General features: G+C 67.8%; 13 protein-coding genes. 11 read left to right on the top strand and 2 right to left on the bottom strand.

From position 1 onward, the window contains the following. The first annotated feature begins 21 nt into the window (after positions 1-21). The 3 genes from NV1_RS13105 (at position 22) to NV1_RS13095 (ending at position 2907) form a co-directional block, all read left to right on the top strand. Positions 22-1722 (top strand): ABC transporter substrate-binding protein, encoded by a 1701-nt coding sequence (locus tag NV1_RS13105; RefSeq protein WP_067890138.1) that lies wholly within the window; start codon positions 22-24, stop codon positions 1720-1722. A 60-nt stretch (positions 1723-1782) separates the two neighbouring features. After that, a complete protein-coding gene (locus NV1_RS13100) occupies positions 1783-2355 on the top strand; it encodes an adenine phosphoribosyltransferase (protein ID WP_067890565.1) in 573 nt (190 codons plus the stop codon). Between the two features lie 138 nt (positions 2356-2493). Further along, on the top strand, positions 2494-2907 hold the full coding sequence (locus tag NV1_RS13095) for a hypothetical protein (RefSeq protein ID WP_067890130.1): 414 nt from the start codon (positions 2494-2496) through the stop codon (positions 2905-2907). A 28-nt stretch (positions 2908-2935) separates the two neighbouring features. Here NV1_RS13095 and NV1_RS13090 read toward each other — a convergent pair whose 3' ends face one another. Continuing rightward, on the bottom strand, positions 2936-3232 hold the full coding sequence (locus NV1_RS13090) for a hypothetical protein (protein WP_067890123.1): 297 nt from the start codon (positions 3230-3232) through the stop codon (positions 2936-2938). Positions 3233-3492: 260 nt separating this feature from the next. Between NV1_RS13090 and NV1_RS13085 the strand changes: the two genes are divergently transcribed. Together NV1_RS13085 and NV1_RS13080 are read left to right on the top strand one after the other, a co-directional pair. Next, positions 3493-5079 (top strand): ABC-F family ATP-binding cassette domain-containing protein, encoded by a 1587-nt coding sequence (locus tag NV1_RS13085; RefSeq protein WP_067890120.1) that lies wholly within the window; start codon positions 3493-3495, stop codon positions 5077-5079. Between the two features lie 383 nt (positions 5080-5462). Next, positions 5463-7754, top strand: a complete 2292-nt coding sequence (locus NV1_RS13080; protein ID WP_245713709.1) for a RelA/SpoT family protein — start codon at positions 5463-5465, stop codon at positions 7752-7754. A gap of 40 nt (positions 7755-7794) precedes the next feature. Here NV1_RS13080 and NV1_RS13075 read toward each other — a convergent pair whose 3' ends face one another. Continuing rightward, positions 7795-8664 carry a DMT family transporter gene (locus NV1_RS13075; RefSeq protein WP_157116867.1) on the bottom strand — a complete coding sequence of 290 codons (870 nt, stop codon included), beginning with the start codon at positions 8662-8664 and terminating at the stop codon, positions 7795-7797. A gap of 1069 nt (positions 8665-9733) precedes the next feature. Between NV1_RS13075 and NV1_RS13065 the strand changes: the two genes are divergently transcribed. From NV1_RS13065 to NV1_RS13040, 6 genes are all read left to right on the top strand, one after another. Next, entirely contained in the window at positions 9734-10933 is a 1200-nt protein-coding gene (locus tag NV1_RS13065; protein ID WP_067890108.1) for a DUF8176 domain-containing protein, read from the top strand. Between the two features lie 16 nt (positions 10934-10949). Further along, on the top strand, positions 10950-11825 hold the full coding sequence (locus tag NV1_RS13060) for a MinD/ParA family ATP-binding protein (RefSeq protein WP_067890106.1): 876 nt from the start codon (positions 10950-10952) through the stop codon (positions 11823-11825). Then, a complete protein-coding gene (locus tag NV1_RS13055) occupies positions 11822-12496 on the top strand; it encodes a DUF6668 family protein (RefSeq protein WP_067890105.1) in 675 nt (224 codons plus the stop codon). The genes NV1_RS13060 and NV1_RS13055 overlap by 4 nt, the downstream gene beginning before the upstream one ends. A gap of 106 nt (positions 12497-12602) precedes the next feature. Further along, positions 12603-12899, top strand: coding sequence for a hypothetical protein (locus NV1_RS13050; protein WP_067890103.1), 297 nt, complete (start codon positions 12603-12605; stop codon positions 12897-12899). A gap of 32 nt (positions 12900-12931) precedes the next feature. Beyond that, entirely contained in the window at positions 12932-13159 is a 228-nt protein-coding gene (locus NV1_RS13045) for a hypothetical protein (RefSeq protein WP_067666622.1), read from the top strand. Continuing rightward, positions 13156-13989: a DUF8175 domain-containg protein gene (locus NV1_RS13040; protein ID WP_067890099.1), complete on the top strand. Its 834-nt coding sequence runs from the start codon at positions 13156-13158 to the stop codon at positions 13987-13989. Before NV1_RS13045 ends, NV1_RS13040 begins: the two co-directional genes overlap by 4 nt. The last annotated feature ends 8 nt before the right edge of the window (positions 13990-13997 follow it).

The following is a 13997-nucleotide window of genomic DNA, read 5'->3' as shown; positions in this document are numbered from 1 at the left end:
GGCCGCGCGGGCCGCCGGTGGATGTTGCGGACGTTCGGCGTGCTGACGACGAGTGCGCTCGTCGGTGGCGTGCTGGCCGGATGTTCGGCGAAGAATCAGGTGCCGTCCATCGGATACGCGGTCGACGCGGTGCCGCTGAGCTACAACGGCGGCAGCACGCTGGGTGCGAACGGCGGCGCGGCAGCGGTGTTCGCGCGGGTTATGACCGGATTCTTCTACACCGGCCCGGACGGCCAGCCGGTCGCGGACACCGACTACGGCACCGCCAAACAGGTGCCGGGCGACGTGCAGACCATTCAGTACCGGCTCGACCCGGAGGGCGTGTACTCCGACGGGGTGCCCACCTCCTGTGACGATCTGGTGCTGGAGTGGGCCGCGCGCAGCGGCCGTTTCACCAAGGCCGGGCCCGGCGGCGGTCAGGTCCCGATGTTCGACGCGGCCTCCACCGCGGGCTACCGCGATATCGAGAAGGTCGAGTGCCAGCCCGGTTCGAAGGATGCGACGGTGGTCTTCCGCCCGGGGCGGCACTTCCTGCCCTGGCAGACCCTGTTCGACGCCGCGGATCTGATGCCCGCGCACATCGTCGCGCAGGCCGCGGGGGTGCCGAATGTGGTGTTGGCGGTGCAGACCGCCGAACCCGCCGTGATGGACAAATTGGCCCAGTTCTGGAATACCGGCTGGAATCTCACGCCCGGCAAGGTCGACACCAAACTCTTCCCGTCCTCGGGGCCGTACCGGATCGATTCCTACAGTGACAGTGACGGTCTGGTTCTGGTCAAGAACGAGAAGTGGTGGGGCCTGGCGCCACGGACGCCGCGAATCGTGGTGTGGCCCAAGAACACCGATCTGAAGAAGAAGGTGTCCGACAAGGCGGTCGGCGTCGTCGACATCGGCGCGGGTTCGGTGAAGGATCTGGATCTCAGCGGATTTTCGGTGAATCAGGTGCCCAGCCGGGGTGCGGAGCAGTTGGTGCTGTCCACGGCGGGCGTCTTCGCCTCCGCCGACGCGCGCCGCGCCTTCGCGCTGTGCGTTCCGCGTAAGGCGCTGTTCGACAAGCTCGGGCATCCCGGATTCGACCGGAAATCAGGTCTGGGTTCGGGGTCGTTGAATTCGCGTACGACACAGGCGGATTCGGTGTACTACCAGTCGAGTACCGGTGCGGCGGGCAAGTACACCGGAGGTGACGCCGCCGGAGCGCAGCAGGTCCTGACCTCGGCGGGGGCGAACAATCCGACGGTGCGGATCGGATATCGCGCGCCGGACGATCGGCGCGCGCAGACCGTCGCGATGATCACCGACGCGTGTCGAGCGGCCGGGATCACCGTGGTCGACGCGGGCTCGCCGACCTTCGTGCCGACTCAGCTCGGCACCGGCGTGGATGCGGTGCTGGGCAGTACCGCGGGTGCGCCGGGTCCGGCCGGGTCGCTGTCCGGTGTGGCCGCCGCGGCGGCGCTGCACACCGGGCAGGGGCTGAATTTCGGTCACTACGGCAACGGTCGTTATGACACGATCGCCGAACAGCTTGCGGCGGAGGACAATTCGATCGACGTGCTCAATCTGGACGCCGAGGCCGAGAATCTGCTGTGGAACGAGATGCCGACGATTCCGCTGTTCGACACACCGCGGACGATCGCGTTCGGCAACGGGATGCAGAGTGGAATCGTGAACCCCACCGAGGCCGGTGCGGGGTGGAATATGGATCGCTGGGTGTTGCGGCGGTGAGCGTCGCGAGTGTGGGCGCGGCCCCGGATGCAAGGCGCTGGATGAGTGGAGTGGGTGCGGATGAGTAAACACGGTTTGACCGAGTCGGCCGAGGCGGTGGGGGAGCGCGTCGTGCGGGCCGCCGAGGCGGTCCAGCGGCTGACCCGCTGGCACGACGACTTCCCTGCTCCCGGTGTGCGTTTCGCCGACCTGACACCGGTGTTCGCCGACGCCGAGGGGTTCCACGCGGTGATCGATTACCTGGGTTCGTGTGCGCCGGACGTGGATCTGGTGGCCGGGGTGGACGCGCGTGGCTTCCTGCTCGGCGCGGGTGTCGCCGCCGCACTGGGCACGGGCGTCGTCGCGGTGCGCAAGGCCGGTAAGCTCCCGCCGCCGGTGCTCTCGCGTGAGTACACCCTCGAATACGGTTCGGCCGCACTGGAGATCCCCGCCGACGGCATCGATCTGCGGGGCCGCAAGGTCCTGCTACTGGACGACGTACTGGCCACCGGCGGCACCCTCGCCGCGGCGGCGGGCCTGTTCACGGCCGCGGGTGCGGAGGTCACGGCCGCCGCGGTGGTACTCGAGCTCGGCTTCCTGGCCGGCCGGACGCGCCAGGGCGACTATCCGCTGACTTCGATTGTGCGCCTGTAGCTTCCGGTATCGGTTGTGAGATTGCGGGCGGGTCGCTATGCTCGTGCCCGCGGCGGCGCGGAGGTAGCGGAGCCGTGCTTCCGGTCATACCGGCCGGACTCCATCGAGGCACAGGGATTCGGATCCACAATCAGACTCATGAGCCGAGCGCAACACACCAGAATCAGCGTCGCCGCCGTTGGCGCGGTGGGAGTCGTCCTCGCCGTCGGTGCGGCGACCGCCTCGGCCGCGCCGTCGGTGGACGTACACGGCGGGAATACCATCACCGCGCGGGTCTCGGGCGAGAAGCCCGGGCAATCCTGTCGGATCGCCGCCACGGGCATCGATATGCCCTGGCGTGCCGTCGGTGGTGACGGCACGGTGAGCCTGGACAGCGGACCGGTGCGGCACGGACGACACGATGCACGGGTGGTCTGCGAGAATCCGCGGGTCGGTGCGGCCTCGGCGCATACGATCGGGCACGAGCAGGACGTGTTCACCGGGCAGTGGGCGCCGGCCTTCGAATTCCTCCAGCATCACCGGCTCGAATTCCTGACCCCGCACGACCACTGATCGAGGCCGCGCCGATCGCCGCCGGGATCTAGAAGCGACCCAGTACGCGGGCGAGGATTCCGGCCACGAGCAGCCAGAACGCCGCGGCCAGGCCGTACCCCACGACTATGTTCAGCTCGTGATTGCCGGTGTCGAACAGCCCGGGGAAGAACAGTGCCAGCGCCTCGGCCAGGGACCTGAGGGCGGAGAAGAATCTGTTCACCGGATTCAGGTCGAACAGCAGCATCAGCATGTGCACGATTTCGATGAGGGCGAAGATGCTGCCGACTGCGCTGATGAGTGTGCCCACCGGACCGCGTCGGTAGGACCTGCGATAAACGTCCATGCTGAGCGGATCCCATCGCCGATCGCTAAAAACGTTAGGCCACTTGGTAATCCAGTTTACATCGATTCCGGCGGGCCGGGGTGTTCCACTGCGTGCAGATGGGTCGCGCGGAGAATTCCTTGCGCGGAAGCACCCGGTTGGTTAGTCTGGCTCAGTCTTATTTCCGTTGATCGGAGCCGTGCCGTTGCTCTTCTGAGGTAGCCGTCGAGTGGCCCGCCATCCCGCGCGCCGCATTCTCGCGACCTCTCAGGAGCGTGCACATGTCTACCTCTGTTTCGCTGTCCGATCTCACCTTCGCCTGGTCCGACGGCACTCCCGTCTTCGACGGCCTGGACAGCGGTCTCGGGCCGGGTCATATCGGCTTGGTCGGCAGCAACGGCGTCGGGAAATCCACGCTGCTCCGGTTGATCGCCGGCGAACTGCGGCCGGTGCGAGGTTCGATCACCGTCGGCGGCAGCCTCGGATATCTGCGCCAGGATATCGGGCTCGCCGCAGGTCAGCGTGTAGACGAGGTACTCGGTATCGACGGCGTGCGGCGAGCGCTGCACCGGATCGAATCGGGGGAGGGGACCGAAACCGATTTCGACGCCGTCGGCAACCGCTGGGACGTCGAGGAGTCCGCGGTCGCGCTGCTGGGCCGCCTGGGCCTGGACTATCTGGCCGGGGACGTCTCCCAGCTGGATCGCCGCCTGGACACCCTGTCGGGCGGGGAGACGGTGCTGCTCGGCCTGGTCGCCGAACTGCTGCGCGAACCCGGCGTTCTGCTGCTCGACGAACCCACCAACAATCTGGATCTGCATGCGCGCCAACGGCTCTACGAGGTCATCGACCAGTTCTCCGGCACCGTGCTGATGGTCAGCCATGATCGCGAACTACTCGATCGCGTGGATGCGATCGCTGAGCTGCGACGCGGTGAGATCCGTTTGTTCGGCGGGAATTTCACCGCGTACGAGGAGATCATCGAAGCCGAGCAGGAAGCCGCGCGCGCGGCGATTCGCGATGCGCGCAGCGATGTGCGCAAACAGTCGCGCGAGTTGGTGGAGGCCCGGATCAAACTGGATCGGCGCCAGCGGTACGGGCAGAAGATGTTCGAGCAGAAGCGCGAGCCGAAAATCGTTATGGGCGAACGCAAACGGCAGGCGCAGGTGTCCGCGGGCAAGTTGCGGAACAACCACCTGGCGAAAGTGGAGCAGGCGCGCCGGACCCTGGACCGGGCGCAGGAGCAGTTGCGCGATGATCGGGAGATCCGGGTGGATCTGCCCGGGACTCGGCTGTATCCGGGGCAGGACGTCATCGCGCTGGACGAGGTGCGGCTGGCGAACGGTCCGGTGGTCACGCTGCGGGTGAACGGCCCGGAGCGGATCGCGCTGACCGGACGCAACGGGGCGGGCAAATCCACGCTGTTGCGCCGGATCGCCGCCGAACCGCCGAAGGTGCCGTGGCGGATGCTGCCGCAGCGTCTGGACGTTTTCGACGAGCAGCGGTCGGTCTTCGAGAACGTCTCGGCGGCAACGCCACACGCCACCGCCGAACGGGTCCGCGCCCAGTTGGCCCGCTTCCTGTTCCGCAGTGCGGACGCCGACGTGGCGGCGGGTGCGTTGTCCGGCGGGGAACGTTTGCGGGCGGCGCTGGCGATGTTGCTGCTGGCCGATCCCGCGCCGCGGCTGCTGCTCCTGGACGAGCCGACCAACAACCTCGATCTGCCCAGCTTGGCCCATCTCACGGAGGCCTTGACGGGATTCGAGGGCGCGCTGATCGTGGTCAGTCACGATCGGCGATTCCTCGAGGAGATCGGGGTCACCCGGTGGCTGGAACTCACCGAGGACGGCCTGCTCGAGGATCCGTGACGGGCGGTTCGATCGTGCCGGTGCGGCCGCCGACCCGGCGTCCGCGAATTCGTGGCATCGCGGTGGGAACTGTCCGGGCCCGGCCCGCGTTCTGTATAGACGCCGGTATCGCCCGGCCGCCGGACGGTCCGCGGATACCGTGTGCGCCCCGGAATCGGGCGCATTTCCCAGGAAGCGGCGGTCGTCGGTGCTGGGGATTAAAGTTGGTGGTCTGAGCCGCACCGGCGCATCGGATAGGGTGTTGCGGTCGAGGCGGGAGAGGTGGTGGCATGACTCAGCATCTGGAAAAGGCGAATGCCGAGCAAACGATGGCTGGCGATCGTGCTGCGCCCGCGCCTTCCGCGGCCCCCGCCAAGTCCGCATCGGCCCCGACTCCGCGGTCCATGCCGCCGCGTCAGCCGGGCAGCCCGGCGGTCGTATCGACCTCGGCATCGCGGCGGGTGCGTGCCAGGCTGGCCCGCCGGATGACCGGCCAGCGCGGTATCGCGGCGGTCAAACCGGTCCTCGAGCCGTTGGCGACGGTGCATCGCGAGCTGTATCCGAAGGCCAATCTGCAACTGCTGCAGCGCGCGTTCGACGTGGCCGACGAGAAGCACGCGCACCAATTCCGCAAGTCCGGCGATCCGTACATCACCCATCCGCTGGCTGTGGCCAATATCCTGGCCGAACTCGGGATGGACACCACCACCCTGGTCGCCGCGCTGCTGCACGACACGGTCGAGGACACCGGCTATTCCCTGGACGAGCTGACCCAGGAATTCGGTCAGGAGGTCGCCCACCTGGTCGACGGCGTCACCAAACTCGACAAGGTCAATCTGGGCGCGGCCGCGGAGGCCGAAACCATCCGCAAGATGATCATCGCGATGGCGCGCGATCCGCGCGTGCTGGTCATCAAGGTCGCCGACCGCCTGCACAATATGCGCACCATGCGCTTCCTGCCGCCGGAGAAGCAGGCGAAGAAGGCGCGCGAGACGCTGGAAGTCATTGCGCCGCTGGCACATCGGCTGGGTATGGCCACGGTCAAATGGGAGCTGGAGGATCTCGCGTTCGCGATCCTGCACCCCAAGAAATACGACGAGATCGTACGTCTGGTGGCCGACCGCGCGCCTTCGCGGGACACCTATCTGGCCAAGGTCCGCGCCGAGATCGTGAACACCCTGGCCGCCAGCCGGATCAATGCCAGCGTCGAGGGGCGTCCGAAGCACTACTGGTCGATCTACCAGAAGATGATCGTCAAGGGTAAGGACTTCGACGACATCCACGACCTGGTCGGCATCCGCATCCTGTGTGAGGAGGTGCGCGACTGCTATGCCGCGGTCGGCGTGGTGCACTCGCTGTGGCAGCCGATGGCGGGCCGGTTCAAGGATTACATCGCCCAGCCGCGCTATGGGGTGTACCAGTCGCTGCACACCACCGTCGTCGGTCCGGACGGCAAGCCGCTCGAGGTGCAGATCCGCACCCGGGACATGCACCGCACCGCCGAATTCGGCATCGCCGCGCACTGGCGGTACAAGGAGACCAAGGGCCGGCACTCCGGTGATATCGCCGAGGTCGACGATATGGCCTGGATGCGTCAGCTGCTGGACTGGCAGCGTGAGGCCGCGGACCCGGCGGAGTTCCTGGAATCGCTCCGCTTCGACCTGAAGTCGCCGGAGATCTTCGTGTTCACGCCGAAGGGTGATGTTATCACGTTGCCGCAGAAGTCGACTCCGGTCGATTTCGCGTACGCGGTGCACACCGAGGTCGGGCACAAGTGCATCGGCGCGCGGGTGAACGGTCGGCTGGTCGCGTTGGAGCGGCAGCTGGAGAACGGCGAGGTCGTCGAGATCTTCACCTCCAAGGCGCAGAACGCCGGGCCGAGCCGCGACTGGCAGAACTTCGTGGTCTCCCCGCGGGCGAAGGCCAAGATCCGGCAATGGTTCGCCAAGGAGCGCCGCGAGGAGGCGCTCGAGGCGGGCAAGGAGCAGATCTCCAAGGAGGTCCGCCGCTCCGGCCTGCCGCTGCAGCGGCTGATGAGCGTCGACGCGATGACCGCGCTGGCCCATGAACTGCACTACTCGGACATCTCCGCGCTGTACGCGGCGGTGGGCGAGAACCAGGTGTCCGCGCATCACGTCGTGCAGCGGCTGATGGCTCAGCTCGGCGGCGTCGGTGACGTGGAAAACGAACTGGCCGAACGCAGTACACCCTCCACGCTGCCGCTGCGTCAGCGATCCGGTGGCGATGCCGGGGTCGAAATCCCCGGCGCGCCAGGCACTGTCGCGAAACTGGCGAAGTGCTGTACGCCGGTGCCGGGCGACGAGATCATGGGTTTCGTCACCCGCGGCGGCGCGGTGAGCGTGCACCGCACCGACTGCACGAATGCCGATTCCCTTCAGGCGCAACAGGAACGGATCATCGAGGTCACCTGGGCGCCGTCGCCGTCATCGGTATTCCTGGTCGCCATCCAGATCGAGGCGCTGGACCGCACCCGCCTGCTCTCTGATGTGACCAAGGTGCTCGCCGACGAGAAGGTGAACATCCTCTCGGCCTCGGTGATGACCTCCGGTGACCGCGTGGCGATCAGCAAGTTCACCTTCGAGATGGGCGATCCCAAGCACCTCGGCCACCTGCTGAATGTGGTGCGCAATGTCGAGGGCGTGTACGACGTGTACCGGGTGACGTCGGCGGCATAGCGGATGCGCGCCGGTCGACCGTGTACCGGCGTCTCGACGGTCAGCTCGCCACACTGCCGTCCGGCAACCCCGCCGCCTGAGCGCGCGAGAGCAGTACCGCCGCGATGCACATCACCACTACCGCGAGCATGACCGCGGCGGTGCCGACCGGACCGCTGCGCAGGCGCTCGTCCAGGACGGTGAGGCCGATGAACGCCGCTCCGAGCGGTTCGGCGACGGTGAACGCGGGGAGCGAGGCGGACAGCGGGCCCACTTGGTATCCGCGTTGTTGTAGATAGAGTCCGGCTATTCCGGTGGCTGCCAGGGTGTAGGGCTCCCAGCTGGTCAGCACCGCGCCCAGCCCATCGCCGAACAGCTCGGTGACATGTTCGGTGAGGGCGGCGGAGATGCCGAACAGTAGACCGGCGGCGGTGCCCAGCAGCAGGGCCTGCAGGGCGGGTATGCGGACGGTGCCGGCGATCACGATGTCCACCACGATCAGCCCGCCCAGCAGCCCCAGGGAACCGATCCAGCGATGCCAGGGTGCGTCGGTGTGCCCCTCGGTCGGATCCCCGATGACCAGGAACACCGCCAGCGCCACCGACAGTGCCGCGGCCTGTGCCCACATCACCGGTGTGACTCGCCGGCCGCTGTAGTGTGCGGCCAGTGGCAGCGCGAAGACCAGCGAGGTCACCAGGATCGGCTGGACGACCAGAACCGAACCCATGGCCAGGGCCGCCACCTGGAAGCCGAATCCGCCCGCATCGCCGACGATGCCCGCCCACCAGCGCGGATTGCGGATCAACCGGGCCAGGAGCGCATCGCCCTCGGGTACATCCGCCGCCGCTCGCTGCTGCGCCACGGCGGACACGGCGAACATCACCGCGCCGATGAATGCGCAGCCCACGGCTGCCAGGGGTAGTTGAGCCACTCGGACAGTCTGCCCGGACCGACCTGGGAACTCGCTCGAGGCCCCCCGGCGGGCGCGATCGGCGAGGGTGGCGCGAGCCGGCGACTTTGTTGGTCTGCTGTCCAGGTTTGCGGGCGGACCGGGTGCGATCTTGCGAGTACTCGTCGATCCGGACGCCGGGATCATGATCAGCGAAACCGCGGCGAATGCGAATTATGTGCATCTACGCGGCAATTCGAGCTCTTCGGCTGAAATGTTCGAATCGCGGCAATTCCATGGCGTTCAATTCGGTTGTGGCACGGCATCGTTCACGCGAGATCTTCTCCTTCGCGCTCGAGTTTGATTGCTGTACTGTTGCCGATGGTCTGATCTCGCGCGGCGATCCGCGAAAATTCTTCCGGTGTGGCCGAGTCCGGGCGCGGATCCTTCCCGTCCCGGGGTCGCATCTCGAGGGATGCACTGCGGAGTTCGCCGGATTCTGTTACGGTCTATTGCGTTTCGGGGCTCACACGGCAACGGCGGCAACTCGAACTGATCACCGAATGTCTCGCTCGCCGCGGCTCTCGGCCCTCCGAACGCCTTGCACACAGCTGGTTAAGGGGGTCGGACGATGCTGACCGCGCGGACAACCTGGAACGGGCTGGTCACGGGTGACGCCTCGGCGAAGGCCCCGCGAGCCGCCGCGTATCCACAGCTCGTGGCAGTCCTCCCGCACCCCTTCGGCAACGGTATCGCTGCGGCGTTGGCCGCCTCGGGCATTCGACCGGATCGATGTGGCGCCGCTGGCGCGGAAGCTGGGTCGACATCGTTTCACTTTCGTGTGTTCCGGCGTGAGCTACGCCATCGCGCCTGGCCGTCAGGCGAAGCCGCATTCCGCTGCACCGTCGCGACCAGCGGAAGTCGCAGTGCCCGGGGTCGGTGTGAGAATGTGAAAAGCCTGGTAGGCGGAATCTCGGCCGTCGCATCCGGCGCGTCGAGTTCGCCGAATTCGTCGGGTACGGGAGAATTTCCGTACCCGTTCACCACGAACTGATCGCCGAGAGGGTCCGACGATGACGCACGAGGTGCCTGGCTCTGCGGGGACGGGGGAATGTTGAACTCGTACAAAGATGTGCAGCACTGGTTCCCGGCCCTCGAGCCGCAGGGTGCCGCGGCATCGCGCGAGGCCGCCGATCCCGGGCTCGAGCAGGCGCTGAGCGAAGGGGGTGCGGGGCAGTACCCGCACTACATCCGGGAGACCGAGCCCGAACCGTTCGACCTCCCGTTCGCCGGGGAGACCGGCACGCGTCGCGCCGAATTCGTCGGCGGCTGGTCGGATTGGGTCGCGGGCGATCACGCCCCCGGCCCGGACGACGACTACCCCGTGGGCGACGCCGAGCTGGTCCAGTTTCCGTGGGACGAACAGGCGCGCGCACCGGCCCGCCGCCCTCGGCGGTCCCATCCCGGCCACAATGCCGCGGACGAGACGATCCGAGCGCGTGAGCGGCGTTCTCGGGACGAATCCGGCATCGGGGAATCCGAGCGGGAGAGCGGGGATTCCCGTGCGGCGCAATCCTCCTCGCGTCACCCCGGGCCGCTGGACGAGGATGACTGGCCGGGCAATTCGGCCGACTGGCTCGACGACTGGCCCGAATCGACCGGCGGCGGCCGGAAGAAAGCGGCGCGCCGGAGCTGGATTCCGCGCCGCCGCGGCGGTCTGCCCCGGGGTGGTCCCGGTGCGGCGACCGCGCCGCGCAGCCTGCGCCGGCAGACCGGGGCCGGCGGTCTGCGCGTCGCGATCGTCCTGGGGGTCGCGGTTCTCCTGCTGGCCGCCGCGGCGATGTTCGCTGTGTATTTGCTTCAGACTCGTAGCGGCGCCGCGCATTCCGCGCATCCGGTTATTTCGGAGATTCGGCTCACCGGCGCGACCACCGGCACGGCCCTGACCTGTCCGACCGAGCACATCGGTGCGGTGGTGCGCGGGGCGGAGCCGGGCGGCACCGGTTCCGGGCCCGACGCGATCATGTGGTTCCAGCACGCCTACTACGTCGACCGTTCCGCCGAACGCGCCCGCGAGGTCGTCGCACCCGAGGCGAGTCTGCCTCCGGCAGAGGTGATCCAGCGCGGCATCGACTCGGTCCCCGCGGGGACCGCGTACTGCGTGCGGGTGGCGCCGTCCGGGGATTCCAGGTATTCGGTGGAGGTCACCGAACAACGGCCCGGCGGCGCGCCCGCGACCTACGACCGGCAGACGGTGACCACCGAGGTAGTCGGCGGCCGCACCCTGATCACGGGTATCACGGCCGGTTAAGAGGAGAGCTGAGACGATGGGACAGGACTGGAGCCAGTGGCTCGACGAGACGCCCGAGGCGGGCGACCCGGCGGGTTCGCGCACGCGCGACAGGGCTCCGGTGGTGCGGTTACGTCGGAGCAGGCGCGAGGACGGCGCGGGTGATCTACTGCCGCGGCCGATTCTGGTGGTCGGCGGCTGCGGCGGAGCGGGTACCACGACGACGGCCTTGGGGCTGGCCGCGGAACTCGGGGCCGGCGGCCTGGCGACGGTCGCGGTGGACGCGACGGCCTCGGGCAGCGATCTGGCCCTGCGCGGCGCGGACGAACATCTGAGCCCGATCAGCCTGCAATCCTGGCTGTACGGCCGCGGCGACGACGAGCCCGCACCGCTGAAGGAGTGCCTGTCCCAAGCGAGTTCGGGCATCGGCCTGCTCTGGCGCGATGCCGCGCCGTTGCGTCGCCGCGCGACCTACCTGACCGTCGCGCGGGCGCTCGCCGACGCCGGTCACACTCCGGTCTACGACGGCGGCAGCCCGATCGCCGCGCGGCACCTGCGGCCTCTGCTCGAGGATGCCGATATCGCGCTGGTACTGGCGATTCCGGCGCGCGCCGACGCGGCCAACCGGCTGCGGGTGACCCTGGAATGGCTGGACGACGAGTTCGGCGGGCAGACCGAGGGGCAGGGCGGCGGGATCGTCGGGGACACCACGATCGTGGTGTCCCATCAACTGCCCGGCGACAGCGCCCCGGTGGCGAAACATCTGCGCGAACATCTCAACGGATGGGTCCGGGATATCCGCGAGATTCCCTACGATCAGCATCTGGCGCGTGGAGAACTGGTGCGACACAACGCACTTACCGCCGAGACACGCAGGGCGTATCGCACCCTGCTGGCCGGGGTGGCATCATGACCGCGGCCATGAAGGAAAGTCGCAAACCATCGGAAACCCCCGAGCAGGCCGACCGGCCGACGGGGGCGGCGGGCGTCGTCGCACCGCCGGAGAATCGTCGCGCGCCCATCTGGGACCGGCCCGTGCCCGGCGCCGGACGCGCGCCGCTGGTGTGGTTGCTAGGTGTGCACGGCGGCGCCGGCGCCAGCACTCTCGCGCATGTGCTCGCACCCGCGGCGGACTCCCATCGCCGGTGGCCGGGTGTCTTCGAGCGCGAATCTCCTTTCGTGGTTCTTGTTGCGCGCGAGACGATTTCGGGCCTGACCCGGGCGCACGATCTGCTCCGTCAGCACCATGCGGGCCTGGCCGGATCGTGTGAGGTCCTCGGACTGATCACGGTGGCCGCGCGGCCCGGCCGTATCCCGGCGGAGATCCGCCGCTACCGAGATGTGGTGGGCTCGCTGGCCGGACCGGTCTGGCAGGTCCCGTGGTACGAGGAGTGGACGCTGGTCGAACCCGAGCAACTGCCGGTCTGGTCGCCCAGCGATCCGCCGCCGCAGCAGAGCAAACGCAAACTCGATCCGCTGCACGAAGTTCCGCACGACGTAGACCAGATCGGTACGGGTATAGTGGCTCTGATTCGTGAAAAGGTAAGCACCGCTTCACATTTCGAGGAAGAGGGCAGGCGATGACCGTGCACTCTCGGCCGCCGCTGGGCGGGCGGCGACATGGCGTAACTGACGGTGTACTCCCGGTACACGGCTTTGTTTTCGGTTCACCTATTGAGAAGGACGCTCGATGAGTACCATCCTGCTCGCTGTACACGAGACGTACAGCGTTGTTCTCGCCCAGGTCGGAAACCCGACCCCGGAGGCGCCGCCCGCCTCCGACAAATTGCTCAAATTGGTCCGTTACTTCACTTGGTTCGTGCTGCTGTCGGGCATCCTGGGCATCACCTACGCGGGTGGCCGCTTCGCTTGGGAGAAGTGGACCGGCGGGGGCCTCGAGTCGCCGAAGATGGTGGCCGGCGCCATGATCGGCGGAATCATCGCCACCAGCGCCGGGACCATCATGAACGCCGCCATCGGATCATAGAGGCGAGGCGCGGAGTGCTTGCCTACAAACAGATGCCGGCCGACGTCGTCGCGCCGTTGATGCAGCTGATCGATTGGCTGCTCTGGGTGGTGCTGTTGTTCTGCCTTGCCTGGCTGATCATCTCGGCCGGGCGTCTGTGGTCGGCGATGCGCGACGACATGGCGATCAACGACGCGTCGCACGGCATCGTGATGAGCCTGGTCGGCGCGATCGTGGCCTCATCCGCAAGCGCGATCGCCCTGACCTTCCTGCCGACATGAAGGACAAGGATGCGGACTCGGACCGCGGAATCTCCTTCGGCGGCATCGCCTCCGCGGCGGTGCTGGCGCTGATCGTGGTCGTCGGGGTGTTCATGTACGTCAATCACGGTGGTTCGCACAGTGGTGGCGGTCAGGCCGCGGCTCCGGGGGCGCCGTCCCCGGCGGCGGGCTCGGACGCGACCGGTTTCGCCGCGCCCGCGGTGGACGTGTTCGGCCGCCGGGTGGATGTACCGAACAACCCTGCCGGACAAGTACTTCCGCAGGATCCGGGCAAGGAACACAAGCCGAGCGACCAGGACTGGCTGACTGCCGCCCCGACCGGTATCACCGCACCATACGGCTGGCAGCGGGTGTTCGGCGCCTCGGTGCCGTTCTCCAGCAGCGACGGTCCGACCCGGATCGCGGACGGCCTGGCCACGGGGTATTCACACACTCCACAGGGCGCGGTGCTGGCGGCGGCGCAGATCACTTACCGGCTCAACGCACGTCCGGCCGACCGGGATCTGTACGTGCACCAGGTCAAGGCCAGCGCCCAGCAGCTCGCCGCCTACGACAAGGCGCGTTCGGCTGGACGGCTGCCGCAGCAGCAGCCCGAGCAGGTGACGCGATATCTGGTGGCGCCGGACGCGTTTCAGATCGAGAACTATGCCGATGACATGGCCATCGTGCGGCTGGCCGCACGCGGCCCGGTCAACGACGGCAAACAACTGTGGGCGGCGGTCCGCCTGGTCATGGTGTGGGACAACGGGGATTGGCGGCTGAAGCCGACCGATGCCTCGGGGTCGCAGACGGAGTACGTGGACTCGCTGGATGGGTGGACGAAATGGTGAGCACAGCG

Origin of the sequence: Nocardia vaccinii NBRC 15922 (assembly GCF_001613305.1) — a bacterium.
In the GTDB taxonomy this organism is placed as follows: domain Bacteria; phylum Actinomycetota; class Actinomycetes; order Mycobacteriales; family Mycobacteriaceae; genus Nocardia; species Nocardia vaccinii.
This window is presented reverse-complemented; position numbering and strand designations above follow the sequence as displayed.

What these genes read in the sequence shown, in the direction of transcription:
- NV1_RS13050 (WP_067890103.1), top strand. Translation starts at nt 12,603, where the DNA reads ATGAGTACCATCCTGCTCGCTGTACACGAGACGTACAGCGTTGTTCTC.
- NV1_RS13090 (WP_067890123.1), bottom strand. Translation starts at nt 3,232, where the DNA reads ATGGACGTTTATCGCAGGTCCTACCGACGCGGTCCGGTGGGCACACTC.
- NV1_RS13040 (WP_067890099.1), top strand. Translation starts at nt 13,156, where the DNA reads ATGAAGGACAAGGATGCGGACTCGGACCGCGGAATCTCCTTCGGCGGC.
- NV1_RS13065 (WP_067890108.1), top strand. Translation starts at nt 9,734, where the DNA reads ATGTTGAACTCGTACAAAGATGTGCAGCACTGGTTCCCGGCCCTCGAG.
- NV1_RS13080 (WP_245713709.1), top strand. Translation starts at nt 5,463, where the DNA reads ATGCCGCCGCGTCAGCCGGGCAGCCCGGCGGTCGTATCGACCTCGGCA.
- NV1_RS13085 (WP_067890120.1), top strand. Translation starts at nt 3,493, where the DNA reads ATGTCTACCTCTGTTTCGCTGTCCGATCTCACCTTCGCCTGGTCCGAC.
- NV1_RS13105 (WP_067890138.1), top strand. Translation starts at nt 22, where the DNA reads ATGTTGCGGACGTTCGGCGTGCTGACGACGAGTGCGCTCGTCGGTGGC.
- NV1_RS13095 (WP_067890130.1), top strand. Translation starts at nt 2,494, where the DNA reads ATGAGCCGAGCGCAACACACCAGAATCAGCGTCGCCGCCGTTGGCGCG.
- NV1_RS13060 (WP_067890106.1), top strand. Translation starts at nt 10,950, where the DNA reads ATGGGACAGGACTGGAGCCAGTGGCTCGACGAGACGCCCGAGGCGGGC.
- NV1_RS13055 (WP_067890105.1), top strand. Translation starts at nt 11,822, where the DNA reads ATGACCGCGGCCATGAAGGAAAGTCGCAAACCATCGGAAACCCCCGAG.
- NV1_RS13100 (WP_067890565.1), top strand. Translation starts at nt 1,783, where the DNA reads ATGAGTAAACACGGTTTGACCGAGTCGGCCGAGGCGGTGGGGGAGCGC.
- NV1_RS13045 (WP_067666622.1), top strand. Translation starts at nt 12,932, where the DNA reads ATGCCGGCCGACGTCGTCGCGCCGTTGATGCAGCTGATCGATTGGCTG.